Raw genomic sequence first — 17,817 nt, 5'->3', positions numbered from 1 at the left:
AGGGAACGAAGAAGCCCGCACTTGCCTTGAAAATCAGGCTCCGCACGAGGTCTTCTTCGTTCCTCAAATACTCAAAATGCAACCGCGAAGCCCGGCGCCCTACCCGGCCTTCTTCGCCTTGGCCGCAGCCGGCTTCTTCGCAGCGGGTTTCTTTGCGGCCGGTTTCTTCGCGGCAGCCTTCTTCGCCGGCTTCTTGCCCGATTTCGCGGCTTTCTCGGCGATCAACTCCAGCGCACGCTCAAGCGTGACCGCGCCGGGCTCCAGGTCACGGGGCAGCGTCGCATTGACCTTGCCCCATTTGACGTAAGGGCCATAGCGGCCGCTCATCACCTGCACCGGACCGCCTTCGGGATGCTCGCCCAGTTCCGCCAGCGGCGCGGCCACCGCAGCCCTGCCCCGCACCTGTTTCGAGGCCAGGACCTCGACCGCGCGGTTCATGCCGATGGTAAAGACCTCGTCCACATCCGGCAGGTTGGCGTATTTCGCGCCATGCTTCACATAGGGGCCGTAGCGGCCGATGCCGGCCTCGACCGGAACGCCGTCCTCGGGATGCGAGCCGATCTCGCGCGGCAGCGACAAGAGCGCCAGCGCCCGCTCCAGATCGACCGAGGCCAGGTCCCAGCCCTTGGGGATCGAGGCGCGCGGTGGCTTCGGATTCTCCGCCGTGGCCTCGCCGCGCTGCACATAGGGTCCGAAGCGGCCGTTCTTCAGGCTGATCTCATCGCCATTGTCCACGCCCAGCACGGCATCGCCCACCACCTCGGCATCGGGCGAGCTGATCGGCCGGGTAAAGCGGCAATCGGGATAGTTCGAGCAGCCGATGAAGGCCCCGCCCGAGCGCGCCGTCTTCAGGTGCAGCCGCCCCTTGTGGCAAAGTGGGCATTCGCGCGGGTCCGAACCATCGGGCCGCGGCGGGTAGAGATGCGGCGCCAGCGCCTCGTCGATGGCGTCGAGCACCTCGGTGATGCGCAACTCGGACGTGCCCTCCAGCGCGGCGGTGAAGTCCCGCCAGAAGCGGCGCAGCACTTCGCGATAGGCGCGCTCGCCCGAGGAGATGTCGTCGAGCTCCCCCTCCAGGTTGGCGGTGAAATCGTAGCTGACATAGCGCGGGAAATATTTCAGCAGGAAGATGGTGACCAGCCGGCCCTTGTCCTCGGGGATCAGGCGGTTCTGCTCCTTGCGGACATAGTCGCGGTCCTGAATGGTGGTCACGATGCTGGCATAGGTCGAGGGCCGGCCGATCCCCAGTTCTTCCATGCGCTTGACCAGCGTCGCCTCGGTATAGCGCGGCGGGGCCTGGGTGAAATGCTGCTCGGGCGTGACGGAGCGCTTCTCGGCACGCTCGCCCTCCTCGATCGAGGGCAGGCGGCGGCTGTCCTCGTCCTCCTCGTCGTCTCGACCCTGGTCGTAGACCCGCAGGAACCCGTCGAACAGCATCACCTGCCCGTTTGCGCGCAGGCCCACCTGCCCGTCCGCCGAGCCGATCTCGACCGTGGTGCGCTCCATCCGCGCCGATTCCATCTGGCTGGCGATGGTGCGCTTCCAGATCAGGTCGTAGAGCGCCTTCTGATCCTTGTCCGAAACCGGCAGCCGGTCGGGCGACAGCATCATGTCGGTCGGCCGAATGCATTCATGCGCCTCTTGCGCGTTCTTGGCCTTGTTCTTGTACATGCGCGGCGATTTCGGCAGGTATTCCGCCCCGAAGCGCGCCTTGATCGCGTCGCGTGCCGCCATCACCGCCTCGGGCGCCATGTCGATGCCGTCGGTCCGCATATAGGTGATATGGCCCGCCTCGTAGAGCCGCTGCGCCGCCGACATGCAGGCCCGCGCGCCCAGGCCCAGCTTGCGGCTGGCCTCTTGCTGCAAGGTCGAGGTCATGAAGGGCGGCCAGGGATTGCGGCTCGCGGGCTTGGCAGCAACGCTGGCGACCCTGAGGTCGCGCGAGGTGATCGCGGCCACGGCCAGCTTTGCCTGCTCCTCGCTGGCAATGTCGAAGCGTTCCAGCTTCTTGCCACCGAAGACGGTCATGGTTGCGTCGTATTCGTCGCCGCGCGGTGTCGCCAGCCGGGCATGGACCGACCAGTATTCGCGGGCCTTGAAGGCCTCGATCTCCATCTCGCGATCGACGATTACGCGCAGGGCGACCGATTGCACCCGGCCGGCAGACTTGGCGCCGGGCAGCTTGCGCCACAAGACCGGCGACAGGTTGAAGCCGACCAGATAGTCCAGCGCCCGGCGGGCCAGATAGGCATCGACCAGCGGCTGGTCGATCTGGCGCGGATTGGCCATCGCCTCGGTCACCGCCGCCTTGGTGATGGCGTTGAAGGTGACGCGGCTGACCTCGGCGCCCTTCTTCAGCGCCGGCGCCAGGGTTTCCAGCAGGTGCCAGGAAATCGCCTCGCCCTCGCGGTCGGGGTCGGTGGCCAGGATCAGGTTCGGATCCGCGGCCAGCGCGTCCCGGATCGCCTTGACGTGCTTTTTCGATTCCGATGCGACTTCCCATTTCATGGCGAAATCCGCCTCGGGATCGACGCTGCCATCCTTGGGCGGCAGGTCGCGCACATGCCCGAACGAGGCCAGAACCGTATAGTCGTCGCCCAGGTATTTGTTGATCGTTTTGGCCTTGGCCGGGGACTCAACGACGACGACGGGCATGAAGATTCCTTCGCTTGATTCGGCGCCGGAACATGGGCATCGCCCGACGAACTGTCAACGCCGGGCTTTTTCCGTTTCGCAAAATACCCCGGGGGGGCCGGGGGTGCGAACCCCCGGAGCGACCTCAGATCCCGTCGCCGACAAAGGCCTTTTCGACCACGAATTCCTTGGGATCGCTGTTGGCGCCCTCGCGCAGGCCGAACCCTTCCAGAACCGTCTTCACATCCGTGTTGAAGGCCAGGCTGCCGCAGATCATGGCGCGGTCATTTGCCGCATCCATGGGCGGCAGGTTCAGGTCGGCGAACACCTTGCCCGAGGTCAGGTTGTCGGTGATCCGGCCCATGTATGGCGTCTCTTCCCGCGTCGTCGTGGGATAATACAGCAGCCGGCTGGCGAATTCCTCGCCGTAAAGCTCGCCCAGAAGCGGGTCGTGCTTCAGGTTCTCGACCAGTTCGCGGCCATAGGCCAGCTCGTCGGCGGTGCGGCAGGTGTGCATCATGACGACCTGCTCGTAACGCTCATAGGTCTCGGGGTCGCGCATCAGGCTGGCGAAGGGCGCAATGCCGGTGCCGGTGGCCAGGAACCACATGCGCTTGCCGGGCAGCAACGCGTCCAGCACCAGCGTGCCGACGGGCTTGGGGCGCAGGATGATCTGATCGCCCGGCTGGATGTTCTGCAAGCGCGAGGTCAGCGGCCCGTCCGGCACCTTGATCGAGTAGAATTCCAGTTCCTCGTCCCAGTTGGGCGAGGCGATGGAATAGGCGCGCAGGATCGGCTTGCCGTTGTCGTCCGGCAGCCCGATCATCACGAACTCGCCCGAGCGGAAGCGCAGGCTGGCGGGCCGCGTCACGCGGAACGAGAACAGCCGGTCGGTCCAATGCCTGACCGAGGTCACGGTCTGCGCATCGGGCAGCGTCTTGGCGGGTTTGGCGGCAATGTCCACAGAGAGATCCAGCGTCATTTCGGAGTCCCGGTTTATCTAATGCATGGGGAGGCGGGGCGAAACCCCGGGTTTCAGCCGGCGAGCCGCGACCGATGGTCCCAGTCCTGCCAGTCGGCGCGATAGAGCCATTGCTCCTGCGGCTGGCGAGCGGCAAGCGCGGCGGGGATGCGCACCTCGTCGAAGCCGACCCGGCGGGCCATGGCATACTGGTCCGAGATCAGCCCGCCCACGGCGCGCAGCCGGCCCTTGTAGCCCTTTTCGCGCAGGATGCGGGCCAGCGAAAAGCCGCGCCCGTCCGTCATCGCCGGAAACTCGATGGCGATCAGCTCATGGTCCAGATAGTCGCCCAGCGTGGCCGGATCGGTATCCGGCGCCAGGCTGACCGGCTCGGCCCCGTCATCGGGGTGGAAGCCGTCATCGCGGACAAGGAAGAAATCGCTCATGCCTTCGCTCCTGCGCGGACCATGCGCCCGCCGATGAAATGAATGCCGCATTCGGTCTTCTGGCTGCCCCGCCAGCGGCCGGCGCGCGGATCCTCGCCCGGTTTGATCGGCGAGGTGCAGGGCGCGCAGCCGATCGAGGCGTAGCCCTTGGCCACCAGGGGATGGCGCGGCAGGTTGTTCTCGGCCATGTAGTCCTGGACGTCCTGAGGACGCCAGTGGGCCAGCGGGTTGATGCGCAACCGCGAGGGCGGCTCGGATTCGAAGAACTCCAGCTGCTGGCGCTCGCCGCCCTGGAACCGCTTGCGGCCGGTGATCCAGGCATCGAATTTCGACAGTTCGCGCTCCAGCGGAACGGTCTTGCGGAAATCGCAGCAGGCGTCGGTGTTGAACTGGTGCAGCGTGCCGTCCGGGTCGTTCAGCGCCACTTCGCGCTCGGAGGCGCGGATCACCCGAACGTCGGTCAGCCCCAGCTTCTGGGTCACGTCCAGCTGGTAGTCCAGCGTCTCCTGGAACAGCATCATCGTGTCGATGAACAGCACCGGCGTCCCCGGCGCCACCACCGAGACCATGTGCAGAAGCACCACCGATTCCGCCCCGAAGGACGACACCAGCGTGGTCGAGCCCAGGTCGGGGTCGCGCAATGCACGCCGCAGCACCTCGGTCGCGGCGTGGTGGCGATAGCGGTCGTTCAGCCGCGCCGCGCGGGCATCCAGCGTCTGGTCAAGCATCGGCCGGATACAGCGCCGCCTTGAACGGAGCCACTCCCAGACGGCGATAGGCGTCGATGAAGCGCTCCTCGGGCGATTCGCGCAGTTCCAGATAGGCGTCGATCAGCCGGTCGATGGCCGGCACGACCTCTTCGGCCGGGAAGCCCGCACCGGCGCGCTGGCCGATGGCCGGGATGTCGTAGCCGTCGCCGCCCAGCGTGATCTGGTAGTTCTCGACCCCCGCACGGTCCAGGCCCAGGATGCCGATATGGCCCAGGTGGTGGTGGCCGCAGGCGTTGATGCAGCCCGAGATGCGGATGTTGAACTGGCCGATCTCTTCTTCGAGGCCGCGGGCGCGGAAATGCGCCGCGATGTCCTGGGCGATCGGGATCGAGCGGGCGGTGGCCAGCGTGCAATAGTCCATGCCCGGGCAAGCGACGATATCGCTGATCAGGCCCGCATTCGCGGTGGCGAGGCCGGCGGCCTTCAGCTCCTGATAGACCGCGAACAGGTCGGACTTGTGGACATGCGGCAGCACCACGTTCTGCTCGTGGCTGATGCGCAGGTCGTGATGGCCGAAACGCTCGGCCAGTTCGGCCAGCAGGCGCATCTGTTCCGCCGAGGCATCGCCCGGCGTCTGGCCCGGCGCCTTGAAGGTCACGGTGACGCTGGCATAGCCCTCTTGCTTGTGGGCCGACAGGTTGGTGTCGGTCCAGCTGCGGAAGACCGGGTCGGCGGCGCGGCGCTGTTCGTAGTCGCCCTCGGGCTCGTTGCGGAAGGCGGGCGGGGCATAGAGGCTTTTCAGCGCCGCCAGCAGGTCCTGGTCGACGCCGGTAAAGGCTTCGCGGCGACGCAGGAACTCGGCCTCGATCTCCTCGCGCATCACGTCGAGGCCGCGCTCGGCCACGGTGATCTTGATGCGGGCCTTGTACTTGTTGTCGCGGCGGCCCGAGAGGTTGTAGGCCGCGATGATCGCCTCGACATAGGGCAGCAGGTCGGCCTCGGGCAGGAACTCGCGCACCACCTGGCCCAGAAGCGGCGTGCGGCCCAACCCGCCGCCGATCCAGACCTGATAGCCCAGCTCGCCCTTGTCGTTCCCAACCAGCCGCAGGCCGATGTCATGGGCGGCGATGACGGCGCGGTCCTTCTTGCCGCCCGAGACGGCGATCTTGAACTTGCGCGGCAGGAACTGGAATTCGCCGTGGTCGGTGGACCATTGCCGCAGCAATTCGGCATAGGGACGCGGATCGGCGACCTCGTCGGCGGCGGCGCCGGCAAAGGCGTCCGTCGTCACGTTGCGGATCGTGTTGCCCGAGGTCTGGATGGCGTGCAGGCCGACATCGGCCAGCGCATCCAGCATGTCGGGGATATCGACCAGCTTCGGCCAGTTGTACTGGATGTTCTGCCGCGTGGTCCAATGGCCGTAGCCCTTGTCCCATTTCTCGGCCAGAAGCGCCAGGGTGCGCATCTGGTCGGGGCTGATGGTGCCATAGGGAATGGCCACCCGCAGCATATAGGCATGCAGTTGCAGATAGACGCCGTTCATCAGGCGCAGCGGACGGAACTCGTCCTCGGTCAGGCTGCCGTCCAGCCGGCGCTCGACCTGCTGGCGGAACTGCTGGGCGCGGTGGCGCAGATATTCGTTGTGCTGGGGACGCGCGTCAAACATTGCTGGCCTCGAATTCGGCTTGCTTGCCATGGAAGTAGTTGGAGGGCCCCCGGCGGCGGAACGCCTCGCGGAAATGCGTCGGCTGGGGGCGGCCGTCGGGGCCGCGCCTGGCCTCGGCCAGATAGGGACCGACGACGATATTGGCCTGCGCGATGGCGTCGAGCAGGGCCAGTTCGGCGATGGCCTCGTCCTCGAACAGCTCGGCCTCTCGCGGGTCAGCCGTCCAGGCACCGTCGCGCATCCACACGCAATGGCCCATGCGCAGGTCATTCGCGGTGATGACGGCGGGGGTCGCGGGGGATGGGGTGAAGCCTTTGGACATGGCCTTTGCCTTTCGTTTCCTGTGGTATCTATATAGAAAAAAATCCCCCATATTGACGAGTAGGGCGGAAAAATAAGAAACATCTTCGCATGTCAGCGCGACAGCAAGGACCAGGTTTCACGATGAGCGACAACAGACAAACACCCATCCGGCTGGACGATACCGACCGCAAAATCCTGTCCCTGCTGCAAGAGGACGCCACCCTGTCGCTGGACGACATCGCAGCCCGAGTCGGCGCCTCCAAGACCCCGGTCTGGAACCGGATTCGCAAGCTGCGCGAGGCGGGGGTGATCCGTGGGCAGGTGGCCTTGCTGGATCCCGATGCGCTGGGGCTCGACGCCTGTTTCTTCGTGCTGATCCGCACCAGCGAGCACGACCCGGAATGGGCGCGGCGCTTCCTGGCCGCCGTGCGCGCCCGGCCCGAGGTGATCGAGGCGCATCGGCTGGCCGGCGACATCGACTATATCCTCAAGGTGAGGGTGCGCAACGCGCGCGCCTATGACCGCTTCTACCAGGCGCTGATCTCGGAGGTGAAGATCCACAACGTCACTGCGCTGCTCTCGATGGAGGAGCTGAAGGCGACCACGGCGCTTCCCCTGGATTGACCTGCCCCGGCGGCGCGGTCCTTTGAGTATTTTCAGAACGAAGAAGCCGTCAGGCCAGTGCCCCGATCACCTTGGGCAGCGCCTCGGCAAAGGCGGCGAGTTCCTGCGCGGGACCGCAGGAGACGCGGATGCAGCGGTTCATCGGGGCCGCGCCCGGCATGCGGACGAAAACGCCCTCTTGCGCCAACCCGTCCAGCAGGGCCTGGGCAAAGGCGCCATCGCGGCCGCAATCGACGGCGACGAAATTCGTGGCCGAGGGCAAGGCGGCCAGCCCGTTCATGCGGGCGATGTCGCCGATACGGTCGCGAGCGGCAGCGACCTCGGCCCGGATATGCGTCAGCCAGTCCCGATCCCCGAGCGCCGCCAGCGCGCCGACCTGGCCGATGCGGTTGATGCCGAAATGGTTGCGGATGCGGTCGAAGCCGGCGATCAGTTCGGCCGGGCCGATGGCATAGCCGATCCGCGCGCCCGCCATGGCATGGGCCTTGGAAAAGGTGCGGAAACGGATGACGCGCGCATCCTCGGCATCGATGCGCGGGATGGCGTCTTCCGGGGCGAATTCGGCATAGGCCTCGTCCAGCACCAGCAGGCTGCCCTGCGGCAGATCGTCCAGCATGGCCTCGATCCGCGCGCCGGAATGCCAGCTGCCCATCGGGTTGTCGGGATTGGCCAGATAGACCAGCCGCGCCCCGGTCTCGCACGCCGCGGCGACCAGTGCATCGGGATCCTCGGCATCCTCGCGATAAGGCACCTTCACCAGCCGGCCGCCGAAGCCCGCGACATGATAGTTGAAGGTCGGATAGGCCCCGTCCGAGGTCACCACCACCTCGCCCGGCGCGACCATCAGCCGGACCAGCAGGCCAAGGAGCCCGTCGATCCCCTCACCGACCATGACGTTCTGCGGCGCGACGCCGTGATGCGCAGCCAGCGCATGGCGCAGGTCATGGCTGTCGGGATCGGCGTATTTCCATGCCTCGGCCGCCGCCCGCTCCATGGCCTCGACCGCACGGGGCGAGGGGCCGAAGCCGTTCTCGTTGGCCCCCAGCCGCGCACGGAACGGCGCGCCGCGGCGACGCTCCAGCGTCTCGGGGCCGGTGAAGGGAACCGTGGCGGGCAGCGCGGCGGCGATCGGGGCGAAGCGAAAGCGGGTCATGCCGCCACAGAAACCGCAAAGCCGGCCCGCGCGCAAGGGCATCCGCTGCCCGCACCGCTTTCGTCACCCATGCCGCTGAACGTCTAGAACGCCTTGAAGGTCATCGTGGTCAGCGTCCGCACGATATGCGGGATGTCGAACAGCTTTTCAGAGAGGTAATGCCCGACATCCTGGTCCTCGGGCACATAGATCTTGGCCAGCAGGTCGTAGTCGCCCGAGGTCGAGTAAAGTTCGCTGACGATCTCTCGGTCGTAGATGGCGTCGGCGACCTCGTAGGTCTTGCCGGGCGAACAACGGAACTGGACGAAAACCGGGCGCATGACGGGCCTCCTGACTTCTGCGCGGCCAAACTAGACCGCCGGCGCCTCGCCGGTCCAGTCCCCGCGCGCAAGCCCGCGCCAGAAGCGGTGCATCAGCAGCGCAGCAGCGCAGGTCAGCCCCGCGACCAGGCCCAGCCACAGGCCGGCCGGGCCGATCCCCGCCACGAAGGCCAGGCCGTAGGCCACCGGGATGCCGACCAGCCAGTAGCTTACCGCCGCGATCACCATGGGCACCCGGGTATCCTGCACCCCGCGCAGCAGCCCCAGCCCGATCACCTGCATCGCATCCGTCAGCTGGAACAACCCGGCATAGAACAGCAGGCCCGCCGCGATCCCGATGATGGCCGGGGTCTCGGGGTGGGCGGCGTCCAGATAGAGGCCGACGAGTTGGCGCGGGAACAGCTCGAACGCCGCCATCGCCAGCGCGGCGATGACCGCCGAGACCGCCGTGACCGTCACGCCGGCATCGCGCATCCAGCGGCCGTCGCCCCGGCCCCTCGCCTGCCCGATGCGCACGGTGGCGGCATTCGACATGCCCAGATGCAGCATGAAGGTGATCGAGGCGAGTTGCAGCGCGATGCCATGCGCCGCCAGCTCGCGCGTGCCGATCCAGCCCATCATCACGTTCGAGCCGACGAACAGCCCGCCCTCGGCCACCATGGTCAGGCCGATGGGCAGGCCCAGCATGAAGACCGCCCGCATCCCGGGCCAGTCCGGGCGCCAGAAGCGCTGGAACAGCCGGTATTTGCGCGCCGAGGGCAGCCAGGCCGCATAGGCGGCGATGGCCAGAAGCTGGCTGAACTGCACCGCGATGGCGGCGATGGCGGCACCGCGCACCCCCAGCGCCGGAGCGCCCAGGTTGCCGAAGATCAGCACCCAGTTCAGGAAGATCACCAGCGGCAGCCCGGCCAGCGTGATCCACAGCACCACCTGCGGCCGCTCCATCGCGGCCAGATAGCTGTTGAGCGTCAACTGGCACAGCATCGCGATCAGGCCGAAGCCGGCGATGCGCAGGTAGTCCTGCGCCAGCCGCGCCACCGCCGGTTCCTGTCCGATGGCCAGCAGGATCGGCTCGGAATGCCACATGGCGGGGACGACCGCCACGGCAAAGGCAAGCGACAGCCACAGCGCCATGCGGGCCGAACGGCGCACCTCGACCTCGTCGCCGCGGGCGATGGCGGTCGCGATCAGCCCCATGACGCCGATGCCGAAGCCCATGCCCAGGAAGAACAGGATGTTGAAGAACGACACCGCGATGACCAGCGCCGCCAGTTCCGTGACGCCATACCAGCCAACCATGATGGTATCGGCGACGTGAATGGCCATTCGTGCCAGATGGCTGCCCACGAGCGGCAGTCCAAGCGCGAGAGTCGCGCGCAGATGGGGGGCATAGCGGTTGAACGTCATGGCCCTGCCTTATCCTTGGGCACAGGCCGCGGCAAGTGTGGCCGAAAGGCCGCGATTCAGGGCAGAATCTCGACCTCGGTGCCGATGCGGGCATGGGCGAAGATCTCTTCGATCTCGGCATTGTCGACGGCGATGCAGCCGGCGGTCCAGTCGCCCTTGACGCGATAGCCGTCGGGCACCTGGTTCGGCTGGCCGTGGATCATGATGTCGCCGCCGGGGCTGAGGCCCAGCCGGCGCGCCGCCTCGCGGTGGTGCTTCTGCGGATAGTCTATGCCCAGCGACAGGTGATAGGCGCTCTGCCGGTTCAGGCGGTCGATGCGGAAGATGCCCTCGGGCGTGCGGCCGTCGCCCTCGCGGCTCTTGTCGCCCTCGGGCGAAAAGCCCAGTGCGATGCGAAAGGTCCGGGGCGGGCCGCTTTCCTGATAGACGGTCATGCGGCGGGCGGATTTCTCGACCAGGATGCGCCGGACGGGCGAGGCGATGGGCGCTTCCGGCTGCACCGGCGGCCGCTGGAAGATCGGCGGCAGGGTGATGCGCGGCAGCCGGAACTCGGGCAGACCCGGCCAGTGCCAGCCCGCCGCCGGCGGCTGCGGCAGCGGCGCGGGCTGCGGCGCCCAGAGCAGCCACAGCCCCCAGAGCACCGCCGCGAGGCAAAGCGCCGAGAAGATCCCGCCCAGCCGCTTCATTGCAGGTCGCGGAACGCCTCTTGCAACCGCGCAACCGCCTCGGCCACGCGGGCGCGGGGCGTGGCGATGTTGAAGCGCAGGAAGTCCTCGCCCCCGGTGCCGAAGGTGCCGCCGTGGTTCGCGGCAATGCGGGCGCCCTGCTCGACGCGGCGGGTGAACTCGGCCCGCTCCATCCCGGTGCCCGAGAAGTCGACCCAGGCGAGGTAGGTCGCCTGCAAGGGCATCGAACGAATGCCGGGAATCGCGTTCACCCCCTGGTCGAACAGCCGCCGGTTGCCGTCCAGATAGCCGGTCAGCGCATCGACCCACGTCGCGCCCTCGGGCGAATAGGCGGCGGCGACCATGCCCGGCCCGAACAGCCCGGGCGAGATGCCCAGAGCCATCAGCCGGGTCTGCAGGCGCTTGCGCAGCCCTTCGTCGGCCACGATCAGGTTGCCGATATGGGCGCCGGCGATGTTGAAGGTCTTGGTTGCGGCGGTCAGCGTCACCAGGCGCGGCGCGGCCTCGGGCACGGCGACCGCCAGCACGGAATGGCGCGGGCTGCCGGGCATGACCAGGTCGTGATGGATCTCGTCCGAGACCAGGATCAGGTCATGGGCGGCGCAGAAATCGGCGACCTGCCGCAATTCCTCGGCGGTCCAGACCCTTCCGCCGGGGTTGTGGGGCGAACACAGGATCAGCATCCGCTCGCGCCCGGTCAGCAGCTGCTGCCAGCCCTCCCAGTCCATGCGATACTGCCCGTCATGGATGGCCAGCGGGAACTCGGCCACCTCGCGGCCGGACGCGCGGATGACGCGGGCGAAGGCATGATAGACCGGGGTCATGACGATCACCCGGTCGCCCGGCTGGGTGAAGGCATCGACGCAGATCGCCGTGCCGTTGACCAGCCCGTGCGCCGAGAGGATCCATTCCGGCTGGACCTCCCAGCCATGACGGTTCGCCATCCACCAGCGGATCGCCTCGACATAGGCCGGATTGGCGCCGGGATAGCCATAGACGCCATGCGCCGCGATCCGCTCGACCGCGCGCTGGACCGGGGCCGGTGGGCGAAAGTCCATGTCCGCGACCCACATCGCGATCCCGTCCCCGGGCGAGACGCCATAGACCGCCTGCATGTCGTCCCATTTGTTGCAGCCGGTGCCGGTGCGGTCGATGATCTCGTCGAAATCGGGCTGGGCCATGTTTCCCTCGTTTTCCGTTCGGGCGCTTTCTGTTCGCAGGCAGCATAGCGGCTTGTTGCGCAAGGCCAAGGCTTGCCCTAGATCACGGTCATGACATTGCGCAGCATCATCCTCCACCCCGATCCGCGGCTGAAGAAGATTTGCGAGCCCGTGGCCCGCATCACCCCCGAGATCGAGACGCTGGCCGCCGACATGCTGGCCACCATGTATGACGCGCCGGGCGTGGGCCTGGCCGCGCCGCAGGTGGGCGTGCTGTCGCGGCTTTATGTCATGGACTGCGAAAAGGACCCCGAGGCGCCGCGCAATCCGATCGTCATGGTCAACCCCGAGGTGACATGGACCTCGGAAGCGCTGAACACCTATGAGGAAGGCTGCCTGTCGATCCCCGAGCAATATGCCGACGTGACGCGCCCCGCCGAGGTCAGGGTGCGCTGGCTGGGCCTTGACGGCAAGACGCATGAGCGCGAATTCGAGGGGCTCTGGGCCACCTGCGCCCAGCACGAGATCGACCATCTCGACGGCAGGCTGTTCATCGACCATCTCGGCCCGATCAAGCGGCAGATGATCACCCGCAAGATGGTCAAGCTGAAGCGCGAGCGCGGCCGTGCCTGAGCCCCTGTCGGGCGAGGACGCCGCGCAGGCGCCCAAAGGGCCGGACCCCGCCGGGCTTGCCGCACAGGGGCGCGTCCGCCCGATCCTGATCCATCCCGACCCGGCGCTGCGCGTCATCTGCGAGCCGGTCGGACGGCTGGGCTGGGACGAGATCGCCCGGCTTGCCGCCGATCTGCTGGCGACAATGTATGACGCAGGCGGCCGCGGCCTTGCCGCGCCGCAGATCGGCGAGGGCTGGCGCATCTTCGTCATGGACCACGGCTGGAAGGAAGGCACCCCCCTGCCCCGCGTGGTCATGGACCCCCAGATCGCCCCCTTGGGCGGCGAGGTCGGGACCATGGAGGAAGCCTGCCTTTCGATCCCCGGCCAGCCGGTTTCGGTGACGCGGCCGGTCACCATTTCGATGCGCTGCTTCGATCTGACCGGCACGCTGCAACTCCTGACCCTGACTGGGATCGAGGCCCGCATCGCCCAGCACGAAACGGATCATCTCGACGGCCGGCTGATCCTCGATGCACCGAAGGGCCCGGAAGATTCCGACGCGCGTTAAGCCTGTCTTAGACTTTTCGCGCTAAGCCGGGGCAAATGCCCCTGCGAGGAGTTGTCGCTTGTCCGTCCTGTCTGCAATCCTGTGCTTTCTTGTCGGCCTTGGGCTGGGAAGGCTGCTGGCCCCTGTCCGCGCGCGGCGAAGGGATGATCCTTGCAATCCCGGGCCAGGCCAAGGCCCGGCCATCCATATGCGGCGCGATGGCAGGCGGGCGGAAAGCCCGGGCCGGATTTACCTTCATTCGCCACCGTGATAGCCGGGCGGGCATTCCTGACAAGGCCGCCCGATGACCGTCCGCCCCTTCCTGCCCTATGCCGACCGCCGGCTGCACCTGCCGGCCGAGCCGGTCCCCGCGATCACCGAGACCGTGCGGATGATCTGGGACGACATGATCGACACGATGGAGGCGATGCCGGGCGTCGGCCTGGCCGCTCCGCAGATCGGCATCATGCAGCGGCTGGCGGTGGTGGACGCCTCGGAAAAGCGCGGCCAGGCGGTGCGCATGGCCAATCCCGAGGTGCTGCATGCCAGCGTGCAATTGCGCGCCCATGAGGAGGCGAGCCCGAACCTGCCCGGCGTCTCGGCCCGGATCGAACGGCCGCGCGCCGTCACCGTGCGCTTCCTGAACGCCGATGGCGAGATCGAGGAACGGGATTTCGTCGGCCTCTGGGCGACCTCGGTGCAGCATCAGATCGACCACCTGAACGGCCGGCTCTATATCGATCGCCTCTCGCCCCTGCGCCGCAAGATGCTGGTGGCGAAATCGGCCAAGTTCGCGCGGCGCTGAACCGGCTTCACTCGCGGGATGCGGACCGCGCGAACGGCCCGCCCGAGGGCCGGATCGGTGGGTATGCCGGGGGCGGATACCCCCATGCCCGCGGCGGATGGGCTCCACGTATCGCTGACCGTGGTGATCGGCCTGATCCGAAGCCTTTTCTTTGCCGCGGCGGCCCCTTAACCTCGGCCGCGAACGGGGTGGAAGCGGGCCTTGCGGGTGGCCCATGGCCTTCCGCATCCCGCAGCCGATGCCCCGTTCCCGCTGAAACCCGCCCGCCGCTCGCGCGGGCATAGCCTCGGACGATAGGCCACAGATGTTCTCCGTGCTGCCCCTTCTTGCCGGCCTGTTGTTCCTTGCGGCCTCGCTCACCCCCTCGCTGATCCCGCGCGACTGGCTGATGCAGGGCGTGCTGGCCGGGGTCTCGATGGCGGCGGGCTATGTGATGACCCAGTTCCTGCTGGCGCTGTGGCGCGCGCTGGAGCTGCCGGTGATGAAGGGCCGGCCCGCGCGCATCGCCCATGCCGTTCTGGCCGTTCCTGTGCTGGTGCTGCTGGGTCGCGGGGTGATCCTGTCGGGCACCTGGCAGAACAGCATCCGCGCCCGCATGGGCATGCCGGACCTGGAGGTCAACAACACCGCCAAGATGCTGGCCCTGGCGCTGGCGGTGTTCCTGGTGCTGTTCGTGATCGGCAAGGCGATCCAGGCGCTGTTCGACCTGCTGCGGCTGCGGCTGGCGCGCTATATCCCGGTGCGCAGCGCCAATGTGCTGGGCCTGCTGCTGGCGGCACTGATCGTGATCACGCTGACCCGCGACGGGGTGGTGAACTGGGCGATGCGCATCGCCGACAGTTCCTATGCCGCGGCCCAGCACCTGACCGACCCGAATGTCGCCCCGCCCGGCGAGCCGTGGCAATCGGGCTCGGTCGCGTCGGGCATCGACTGGGAGCTGATGGGCAAGCCGGGGCGCGACTTCATGCTGGGCGGGCCGCGCGCCCGCGCCATCTCGGGCTTCACCGGCCGACCCGCCAGGGAGCCGCTGCGCATCTATGTCGGCCTGGCGCAGGACAAGGATCCCGACACCCGCGCCAAGGTGGCGCTGGACGAGATGCTGCGTGTGGGCGCCTTCGACCGCAAGGTGCTGGTGCTGGCAAGCCCGACCGGCACCGGCTGGATGGACCCGGCCAGCTACGATGCGCTGGAATACATGCATGGCGGCGACGTGGCGACGGTCGCGGTGCAATATTCCTATCTGCAAAGCCCGCTGGCCCTGATCTTCGAGACCGAAGCCGGCCTGGACCAGACCACGGCGCTGATGCGCGCGGTCTATGACCATTGGCGCCACCTGCCCCCGGATCGGCGGCCCCGGCTTTATCTGCACGGCATATCCCTGGGCGCCTGGTCGTCGATGTATGCCTTCAACCCGTTCCAGATGATGAACGAGCCGGTCGCCGGCGCCTTCTGGGTCGGGCCTCCCTTCCCCTCGACGCTGTGGCGGCAGGCCAATGACGCGCGCCAGCCCGGCAGCCGCTTCGTCCTGCCCGAGCTGGATGAGGACGAGGTGATCCGCTATGCCAGCCAATACGCGCCGCCCGACCGCTCGGGCCGGGAATGGGGGCGGCTGCGCATCCTGTTCCTGCAATATGGCAGCGATCCCATCGTGTTCTACGACCCGGCCTCGCTGTGGCGGGCACCGGAATGGATGCGCGAGGCGCCGGCGCCCGATGTCTCGCCCCGGCTGCGCTTCACCCCGGTGGTGACGCAGCTGCAACTGGCGGTGGACATGCTGGTCTCGACCTCGGCTCCGCCGGGCTTCGGCCACACCTATCACGCCCGCGACTATATCGACGGCTGGGTCGCGGTCACCGCGCCCGAAGGCTGGACGGCGGCCGACACCGAACGGCTCAAGGCGATCTGCGGCCAGGACGGAAAGCTCGGATGCGCAAACGGCTGATCCTTGTGCTGGCGATGCTAGGGCTGGTGGCCCTGGCGCTGGGGCTGAACACGGCGCGCAACTACGCCGGCTGGCAGCCCGCGACCGACACCCCGGCCGAACGGCTGGCCCGGCTGGAGCCGCATTGGCGCCTCCTGCAACCCGACGGCCCCGGCCCGCACCCCGCCGCGGTGCTGCTGTCGGGCTGCGACGGGGTGCATGACAACATGGACTATTGGGCCCGGCAATTCGTGGCCATGGGCCGGGCGGCGCTGATCCTCGACAGCCACGCACCCCGGCTGCTGGACAAGGCGCAGGCCTGGCGCGCGCTCTGCGCCGGCCAGGTGCTGCCGGGGGCCGAGCGTGCCGGCGACCTGGCCGTGGCGCTGGCCGCGCTGCGCGGGATGCCGGGCATCGACGCCTCGGATATCGCGCTGCTCGGCGCCTCGCATGGCGGCTGGACGGTGATGGAACTTCTGCGCCAACTCGGCGAGGACGAGCCGCCGCCGGGCCTGACCGCATGGCCCGCCCCGCCCGACAGCCTGGCCGCGCCGCTTGGTCCGGTCGTGCTGCTCTATCCCTATTGCGGCCTCTTGAACGGCGCGGCCAAGGGACCGTGGCCCGGCCATGTGCAGGGGCTGATGCTGCTGGCCGAGCTGGATTCGATCACCGATTCCGCCGATTGCCGCCAGATGGGCGAGGATCTGATTGCGCAGGGCGCCCGCCTGACCGTCACCACCTATCCCGGCATCAACCACGGCTTCGACCAGCGCGAGCGCTCGTCGCTCTCACCACTGGAATTCGACGCAAAGGCGCGGGCGCGGGCCACCCGCGACATCCGCTCCTTCATGCAGGGTTTTGCCGCGCCCGCGGCCGGGATATGAGGCCGCAAGGACAACGGAGGCAGCGATGCGCGTCATCTTCATGGGCACACCCGATTTCTCGGTTCCCGCGCTGCGGGCCATCGCCGCGCGCCATCAGGTCGTCGCGGTCTATTCCCAGCCGCCGCGCGCGGCAGGGCGCGGGCAGAAGCCCCGCCCCTCGCCCGTCCATCGCGCCGCCGAGGAACTGGGCCTGCCCGTCCGCACGCCCGAGCGGCTGAAATCGCCGCAGGACCAAGGGGATTTCGCCGCGCTGCAAGCCGATGTGGCAGTGGTGGTGGCTTACGGCCTGATCCTGCCGCAGCCGGTGCTGGAGGCGCCGCGGCTGGGCTGCCTGAACATCCACGCCTCGCTTCTGCCGCGCTGGCGCGGCGCGGCGCCGATCCATCGGGCGATCATGGCCGGCGATGCGGAAACCGGCGTCGCCATCATGCAGATGGAGGCGGGGCTGGATACCGGCCCGGTCCTGGCCGAGGCGCGCACCACCATCGGCGCCGAGGACACCACCGCCGACCTGCACGACCGGCTGGCCGAGATGGGCGCGGCGCTGATCGTCGAGACGTTGCACCGCCTGCCCCTGCCCGCCGAACCGCAACCGGCCGAGGGCGTGACCTATGCGCAAAAGATCGACAAGGCCGAGGCGCGGATCGACTGGGGCCGACCGGCGGCGCAGGTGGACCGGCAGATCCGCGGCCTCTCGCCCTTTCCCGGCGCCTGGTGCCTGATCGGGGGCGAGCGGGTGAAACTGCTGCGCTCGCGCCTCGCCGCCGGTTCGGGTGCGCCGGGCCGGGTGCTGTCGGGCTTTACCATCGCCTGCGGCGAGGGCGCCGTCGAGGTGCTGGAGGCCCAGCGCGAGGGCAAGCGCCCGATGCCGGCGGCCGAGATCCTGCGCGGCATGGCCCTGCCCGATCGGCTCGATTGACGGCATTGTAGCAAATTCGCCACAAGTTTCGGTCGAGGGCAGGGGCGCAGGCCGTT

18 protein-coding genes are annotated in these 17,817 nt (G+C 68.1%); 7 read left to right on the top strand and 11 right to left on the bottom strand.

Annotated features, from left to right (window positions below; translation table 11 throughout):
- Positions 1 to 99 precede the first annotated feature (99 nt).
- From topA to QPR87_RS06180, 6 genes are all read right to left on the bottom strand, one after another.
- The gene (gene topA / locus QPR87_RS06205) at positions 100 to 2,655 is read right to left on the bottom strand and encodes a type I DNA topoisomerase (protein ID WP_104491262.1); all 2,556 of its coding nucleotides are present in this window, start codon (positions 2,653 to 2,655) and stop codon (positions 100 to 102) included.
- Positions 2,656 to 2,779: 124 nt separating this feature from the next.
- Positions 2,780 to 3,616 carry a ferredoxin--NADP reductase gene (locus tag QPR87_RS06200; RefSeq protein ID WP_104491261.1) on the bottom strand — a complete coding sequence of 279 codons (837 nt, stop codon included), beginning with the start codon at positions 3,614 to 3,616 and terminating at the stop codon, positions 2,780 to 2,782.
- 53 nt (positions 3,617 to 3,669) lie between these two features.
- The gene (locus QPR87_RS06195; RefSeq protein ID WP_285048770.1) at positions 3,670 to 4,041 is read right to left on the bottom strand and encodes a DUF934 domain-containing protein; all 372 of its coding nucleotides are present in this window, start codon (positions 4,039 to 4,041) and stop codon (positions 3,670 to 3,672) included.
- Positions 4,038 to 4,769 carry a phosphoadenylyl-sulfate reductase gene (locus QPR87_RS06190; protein WP_285048769.1) on the bottom strand — a complete coding sequence of 244 codons (732 nt, stop codon included), beginning with the start codon at positions 4,767 to 4,769 and terminating at the stop codon, positions 4,038 to 4,040. Before QPR87_RS06190 ends, QPR87_RS06195 begins: the two co-directional genes overlap by 4 nt.
- Positions 4,762 to 6,417 (bottom strand): nitrite/sulfite reductase, encoded by a 1,656-nt coding sequence (locus QPR87_RS06185; protein ID WP_285048768.1) that lies wholly within the window; start codon positions 6,415 to 6,417, stop codon positions 4,762 to 4,764. The genes QPR87_RS06190 and QPR87_RS06185 overlap by 8 nt, the downstream gene beginning before the upstream one ends.
- Positions 6,410 to 6,739, bottom strand: coding sequence for a DUF2849 domain-containing protein (locus QPR87_RS06180; RefSeq protein WP_041529766.1), 330 nt, complete (start codon positions 6,737 to 6,739; stop codon positions 6,410 to 6,412). Before QPR87_RS06180 ends, QPR87_RS06185 begins: the two co-directional genes overlap by 8 nt.
- Before the next feature lie 122 nt (positions 6,740 to 6,861).
- Here QPR87_RS06180 and QPR87_RS06175 point away from each other — a divergent pair, with 122 nt between their 5' ends.
- On the top strand, positions 6,862 to 7,344 hold the full coding sequence (locus QPR87_RS06175; protein WP_011746998.1) for an Lrp/AsnC family transcriptional regulator: 483 nt from the start codon (positions 6,862 to 6,864) through the stop codon (positions 7,342 to 7,344).
- Positions 7,345 to 7,393: 49 nt separating this feature from the next.
- On the opposite strand, the gene QPR87_RS06170 is transcribed toward QPR87_RS06175, so the two are convergent.
- The 5 genes from QPR87_RS06170 to QPR87_RS06150 all read right to left on the bottom strand — a co-directional run bounded on the left by QPR87_RS06170 (position 7,394) and on the right by QPR87_RS06150 (position 12,091).
- Positions 7,394 to 8,497, bottom strand: a complete 1,104-nt coding sequence (locus tag QPR87_RS06170; protein WP_285048767.1) for a pyridoxal phosphate-dependent aminotransferase — start codon at positions 8,495 to 8,497, stop codon at positions 7,394 to 7,396.
- 83 nt (positions 8,498 to 8,580) lie between these two features.
- On the bottom strand, positions 8,581 to 8,817 hold the full coding sequence (locus QPR87_RS06165; RefSeq protein WP_011746996.1) for an Lrp/AsnC ligand binding domain-containing protein: 237 nt from the start codon (positions 8,815 to 8,817) through the stop codon (positions 8,581 to 8,583).
- Between the two features lie 30 nt (positions 8,818 to 8,847).
- Entirely contained in the window at positions 8,848 to 10,224 is a 1,377-nt protein-coding gene (locus tag QPR87_RS06160; RefSeq protein WP_011746995.1) for an MATE family efflux transporter, read from the bottom strand.
- A 56-nt stretch (positions 10,225 to 10,280) separates the two neighbouring features.
- Positions 10,281 to 10,910, bottom strand: coding sequence for a L,D-transpeptidase family protein (locus tag QPR87_RS06155; RefSeq protein WP_285048766.1), 630 nt, complete (start codon positions 10,908 to 10,910; stop codon positions 10,281 to 10,283).
- Positions 10,907 to 12,091, bottom strand: a complete 1,185-nt coding sequence (locus QPR87_RS06150) for a MalY/PatB family protein (protein WP_285048765.1) — start codon at positions 12,089 to 12,091, stop codon at positions 10,907 to 10,909. Before QPR87_RS06150 ends, QPR87_RS06155 begins: the two co-directional genes overlap by 4 nt.
- Before the next feature lie 90 nt (positions 12,092 to 12,181).
- On the opposite strand from QPR87_RS06150, the gene def (QPR87_RS06145) reads away from it, so the two are divergent.
- The 6 genes from def (QPR87_RS06145) (at position 12,182) to fmt (ending at position 17,761) form a co-directional block, all read left to right on the top strand.
- On the top strand, positions 12,182 to 12,703 hold the full coding sequence (gene def / locus QPR87_RS06145; protein WP_011746992.1) for a peptide deformylase: 522 nt from the start codon (positions 12,182 to 12,184) through the stop codon (positions 12,701 to 12,703).
- Positions 12,696 to 13,253 carry a peptide deformylase gene (locus QPR87_RS06140; RefSeq protein WP_285048764.1) on the top strand — a complete coding sequence of 186 codons (558 nt, stop codon included), beginning with the start codon at positions 12,696 to 12,698 and terminating at the stop codon, positions 13,251 to 13,253. Before def (QPR87_RS06145) ends, QPR87_RS06140 begins: the two co-directional genes overlap by 8 nt.
- Before the next feature lie 283 nt (positions 13,254 to 13,536).
- Positions 13,537 to 14,037 (top strand): peptide deformylase, encoded by a 501-nt coding sequence (gene def, locus QPR87_RS06135; RefSeq protein ID WP_230998557.1) that lies wholly within the window; start codon positions 13,537 to 13,539, stop codon positions 14,035 to 14,037.
- A gap of 304 nt (positions 14,038 to 14,341) precedes the next feature.
- Complete coding sequence (locus QPR87_RS06130) at positions 14,342 to 15,979, top strand: alpha/beta hydrolase (RefSeq protein WP_285048763.1); 1,638 nt, start codon at positions 14,342 to 14,344, stop codon at positions 15,977 to 15,979.
- Complete coding sequence (locus QPR87_RS06125) at positions 15,964 to 16,842, top strand: dienelactone hydrolase family protein (protein ID WP_285048762.1); 879 nt, start codon at positions 15,964 to 15,966, stop codon at positions 16,840 to 16,842. The genes QPR87_RS06130 and QPR87_RS06125 overlap by 16 nt, the downstream gene beginning before the upstream one ends.
- 25 nt (positions 16,843 to 16,867) lie before the next feature.
- The gene (gene fmt / locus QPR87_RS06120; RefSeq protein ID WP_104491254.1) at positions 16,868 to 17,761 is read left to right on the top strand and encodes a methionyl-tRNA formyltransferase; all 894 of its coding nucleotides are present in this window, start codon (positions 16,868 to 16,870) and stop codon (positions 17,759 to 17,761) included.
- The last annotated feature ends 56 nt before the right edge of the window (positions 17,762 to 17,817 follow it).

It is taken from the genome of Paracoccus sp. SSJ (assembly GCF_030234105.1).
GTDB lineage: Bacteria > Pseudomonadota > Alphaproteobacteria > Rhodobacterales > Rhodobacteraceae > Paracoccus > Paracoccus denitrificans.
Note: the sequence above shows the minus strand (reverse complement) of the source record. Positions and strands in the feature narration are given on the sequence as shown.